The 4168-nt window shown below is 59.8% G+C and carries 3 protein-coding genes and 3 pseudogenes; 3 read left to right on the top strand and 3 right to left on the bottom strand.

Translation table 11 applies throughout. The features are described 5' to 3' along the window. Both MOX02_RS31955 and MOX02_RS33100 read left to right on the top strand, forming a co-directional pair. Nucleotides 1-317: hypothetical protein (locus tag MOX02_RS31955; RefSeq protein WP_210250425.1), on the top strand; the 317-nt coding region annotated here is incomplete at its 5' end. A gap of 331 nt (nt 318-648) precedes the next feature. Next, complete coding sequence (locus tag MOX02_RS33100; protein WP_147029355.1) at nt 649-1002, top strand: DUF551 domain-containing protein; 354 nt, start codon at nt 649-651, stop codon at nt 1000-1002. On the opposite strand, the pseudogene MOX02_RS33145 reads toward MOX02_RS33100, so the two are convergent. After that, nucleotides 949-1194, bottom strand: a pseudogene (locus MOX02_RS33145) (helix-turn-helix domain-containing protein); the annotation flags it as partial. The gene MOX02_RS33100 and the pseudogene MOX02_RS33145 sit on opposite strands and share 54 nt — an antisense overlap. 788 nt (nt 1195-1982) lie before the next feature. Further along, nucleotides 1983-2108 (bottom strand): hypothetical protein, encoded by a 126-nt coding sequence (locus MOX02_RS32810; RefSeq protein ID WP_280525374.1) that lies wholly within the window; start codon nt 2106-2108, stop codon nt 1983-1985. Between the two features lie 1163 nt (nt 2109-3271). On the opposite strand from MOX02_RS32810, the pseudogene MOX02_RS29655 reads away from it, so the two are divergent. After that, a pseudogene (locus tag MOX02_RS29655) lies at nt 3272-3810 on the top strand (IS630 family transposase); the annotation flags it as partial. A gap of 245 nt (nt 3811-4055) precedes the next feature. On the opposite strand, the pseudogene MOX02_RS29650 reads toward MOX02_RS29655, so the two are convergent. Continuing rightward, nucleotides 4056-4168 (bottom strand): annotated as a pseudogene (locus MOX02_RS29650) (IS110 family transposase); the annotation flags it as partial.

Here is a 4168-nt window from a genome sequence, read left to right as displayed (position 1 = left end):
TCTCGTCCGAGATCCCTTGCATCGGCCGGCCCTGGTATTCTGACACCAAGCTCTACGAGGGCCATTTCGTGATCCAATTCGCGGAGCACGAGAATGGCTTGGGGAGCGGCGCTAAGCACGAACTGACGCCTCAGAAGCTCCAGCGCGGCCTCAAGCTGCTCTCGGAGAATTGCCCGGAGCGGGTTTCGGAGATGCTCAGGGAGCAGAGTCATGCCAGCACCGCCGACATGCTCATTCAGGCCAGCCTGTTTGGTAGGATTGTCGGTGGCTGTGGACCGGGTACAGCTACCTCTTCCTCAAAGAGGAATCCCCGATGACGGCCGACCGGATAGAGCTCTACGCCAGCCCCAATGGGGATCGGTGGTTCCTGGCCCTGAGTGCCACGACACCGCGCCCCGTCGTCTTGCATGTGCCAAACCAGCCGTCCGGTGGTCTTCCGACCCAAATCGAGCTTGGCTCCTTCCTCGCAGGTAGTGGCCCGGAGCACCAGGAGCTTCTCCGCCTGATTGGGACGCTTATCGAGGGCGCATCCTTCGAGGACGCGCCTGCAGGACCATCACACTGGTCTCCTGTGTGATGCGTGCTGCGCAGCCGCAGCAGACATCTTGAGGATGCTGCGGCTGACATGATCTCTTCCAAGAGCCGGTGATGCGGTCCACCGTCAGGAGACAAGTCATGCCGGAATGGCAGCCAATCGAGACGGCCCCGCGTGATGACACATGGATCTTGCTCAGCGGCGGCACGGTAGATTGGGCCGAGTACGCCTTCGGGATCACCTGCCCACCTGTTGTTGTGGCGTGTCGCAGGAGCGAGGAATGGATCGTCTCTCTGGCAGACAGTGGGTACGCCCTGACGCGATACAGGAACCCGACCCATTGGATGCCGCTCCCCGCAACTCCCTTGCCAGATGATGCGCCTACACAGAGCAGCCGGGAGGAGTTCACCGTGCCTGAGAGATCGAGCCCATACCTGAAGCCGCGTCACGTCCGACGCGGAAGCTAGAGCAGCGCCCGACCGATCTGCAACACCCATTAGCTTGGGCGCGACGTGCCCGTCTCGGGCGGACTGCCCACACCAGCGGCTGGCACTCGACACGCTGACCCCGAAGCGGGCTGCAGCGCGACGGCAGGAGGCACCCGATGCCACGGCAGCCACGACACGCTCGCGCAGGTCCACAGATAGAGGTGAAGGCATGGGCATGCTCCTTCACCCGTCAACGCCCCACCCGCCAACCCGTCTCAAGCGGCGCGGGACCCGCTCTAATTCGCCTGATCCCGAATCTTTCCACAAAATCGGCCAGACCCAATCGTTCAGGGCCTATCAGCCAGGCGATGAGTGGACCTTCTGAATACCTGCCTTTCCTGGCTGATCCTCGCAATCAGTCCGGCCCAAACCGAGCCGGTCAGGTCACTGTGTCGAGCCCGCGTGCAGAGCACCAGGCCGCGAAGGCGCGCTCGCGAGCTTCGTAAGCTAAGCGCAGGGCGCTGTCTGGCTCGCCACGCCCGCTTGGCTTGTCATGATGAAGGTATGGGTTGCCACCGTAGAGATACTCAACTTCGCGCGCCCAAGCTCCATCTGCCACGGCAAATCGCTCTTCGATTTGAGCAAGCGGGTCACAATACGACAAGGTAGAACTCCTTCGGGAGTGGCTCGTCACCTGAGCATTCTCCGACAACAGCAAGTGCTTCCGCAAGGAATTGCCGCGCTCTATTCAAGAGATGGCGATGTGCAGCCCCATTTTAGCGGATTGCCGCAACCACTTAGATCATAGAAATGCTGCCATGCTCTGCGATGACACTCCATACGCCGACGAAGAGCAGGACGCTGCGCCGTGATCGGTGATACCCGAGTTCTGGCGCGCTCTCTGCCGTTTCCACGAAAGTTGACGAAGATCCATTTGCGTGGTCCCTGGGCCTTCTCACCTCTCGTCCCTGTAAGAATTCTTTCAGCCACGCTGCGTTTTCACTGGCGTAGTTCCGTGTCTACCAGCGCAAGCCCATACCCACGATGAAGTATGTTGCGCCGAGTCCAGCAAGCAAGGTCGCGACGAAGGTTTGATTGAGCCGATCATCGATCCAGGCCTTCAACTTTGCACTTGTCATGTTCATCACCAATACTCCGGAATGCATGCCGTGGTCTATGCTTTGTGTAACTTAGATGCGGCGCAACATGATTGTAGATTAGCGAAATTCATGGCTGCGAGGGACATACATCCTGCGCAACTCTTCCGGCGAAATAGTCCGATCACCGACTTGGATCCAAGGCAGCCACTCACCTAATCGCGGAACATTCATGGCATAACGAAATGCATCAGCGAAATGAGGCCAGTCCTCTGGACCCCGACCCACATCTGTCGGTCTCGCCAAGAGCCAGGCGCTGTCAGGTACAAGCCCCTCCTGTAGCCAGATTAGAGTTGCAGAGGCGTCCTGCTCAAGCGCGCTGTTCATAGCTCATTTCCTGTCGTAGTTTGCTTAATAAATATTTTATGAGTTGTTCTGATTTGAAGAATCAAATATAAAATTACTATGGTTGTTTATCGATTCTCGTCAGTTCCGAGAATATCATACATGGAGCCAATTTTTATAAGAGATACATTCAAAAGTTGCGCCGAAATTTGGAACGACGCACCGAGACGGCGTGGGCTCAGCCCGTTCCCGAAGGACGGTGCTCTTCAATGCTATAGGAGCTGGACTTTGGCTTTGAGCCAGTTCGTCATCAGAGTAGGTGGGTGCTACTCCATGCTGATGCTCCTCAAGCGAGTTGGTTAACCCGACTCGGCCTTCAAGATCAGCGCGAGACGCGCCCTTCGCAGCATCTGTTGGAGTGTCGTCGCCCTGTGCGAGCGCAACCGGAAGAGCCAAGCTTAACACTAGGCTGGCCAAAATAGGAGCGATCATGGCACGCATGGTGTCCTCCATTTGTCTTGCCGAAGCCTTAATCGCGAGTTATTCTGGTAGAGCTGCGCATAACAGCATGAATAAAGCCGACCTCTTAAATTGATATGCCGGCTTGAGAAATTCAAGAGAGAGCGGAAATAATGTTTGTAATGCATCATTTGTTGCTTCTCTGGCCTAGCGCGTCCTATGTTTCATTGGAACGTGGCCGCCGTTGGCGTTGTCCGAAAAAAGGATCAAGCCGCCCGAGGAGGGTACCCAACTCCAGCGGCGCAAAACGCACGATGTTCAATGCCGCATGAGTGTCGCGCTTCTCCGCTAGTGCAGTGACGCATACGGAAGGTTCATATCGAGGGGAGGCCATGCGAGTCTGAGGCATGGCCCAGACTGTCTGCGTGATCCTCACCGACACCGAGAAGGCGCGGCTGCGCGCGATCAGCGAGGACCGCGCCCGCTCAAGCACATCCAGCGCGCCCGTATCGTCCTGCTCTCAGCCGAACGCCTGTCCGTCCTGGATGTCGCCCACCAGGCCGGCGTCAGCCGAACCGCCGTCTGGCGCTGGCAGCAGCGCTACGCCGAGGAGGGCGTCAACGGCCTGCTGCACGACAAGACCCGCCCGCCCGGCAAGCCGCCCCACTCCACCAGCACCGTCGCCGAGGTGCTGGCGCTCTCCTGCTCCGAGCCGCCCGGCGAGGTCACCCACTGAACCGGTCGCGCCGTCGCGGCGGCAACCGGCATCTCGCTGTGCTCCGTCCAGCGCATCTGGCAGGAGCACCGTCTGCAGCCCCACCGGGTGCGCACCTTCAAGCGCTCCACCGACCCCGCCTCCGCCGAGAAGGTGCGGGACGTCGTGGGGCTCTACCTCGCGCCGCCTGACCGGGCGCTGGTGCTCTGCGTGGACGAGAAGCCCCATGTGTGGATGGCCCCCGGCTCGCAAGCAGAAAGTTGATGGTGAGCGGCGTGCTTGCGGTCATGTGTCCGGCCTACTTGAGCGGCGCACACGGCCGCTGGCCACGATGGATGTCCGCGGGCTGGGGCCTCATCAGATCCTCGGGTTCAAGGCCCTTCACTTCTCCAGGATGACCCAGCTCGTCGGAGCGACCGACCCGTCCATCACCTTCATCTCTTGCAAGCGTCACGTGGCCAGCAGCGCCCCCCGTCTCAGGCGGCCGCAGCCGGCCGATAGCACTCTCCTCGCATCATCACCGCCCAGGCGATCCGAGCCGTCTTGTTGGCCAACGCCACGGCAACCTTCAGGCGCGCGCAGCGGGCCT

Origin of the sequence: Methylobacterium oxalidis, from assembly GCF_007992195.1 — a bacterium.
In the GTDB taxonomy this organism is placed as follows: Bacteria; Pseudomonadota; Alphaproteobacteria; order Rhizobiales; family Beijerinckiaceae; genus Methylobacterium; species Methylobacterium oxalidis.
The sequence above is the reverse complement of the archived record's forward strand: the minus strand, read 5'-3'. Positions and strand labels throughout refer to the sequence as shown.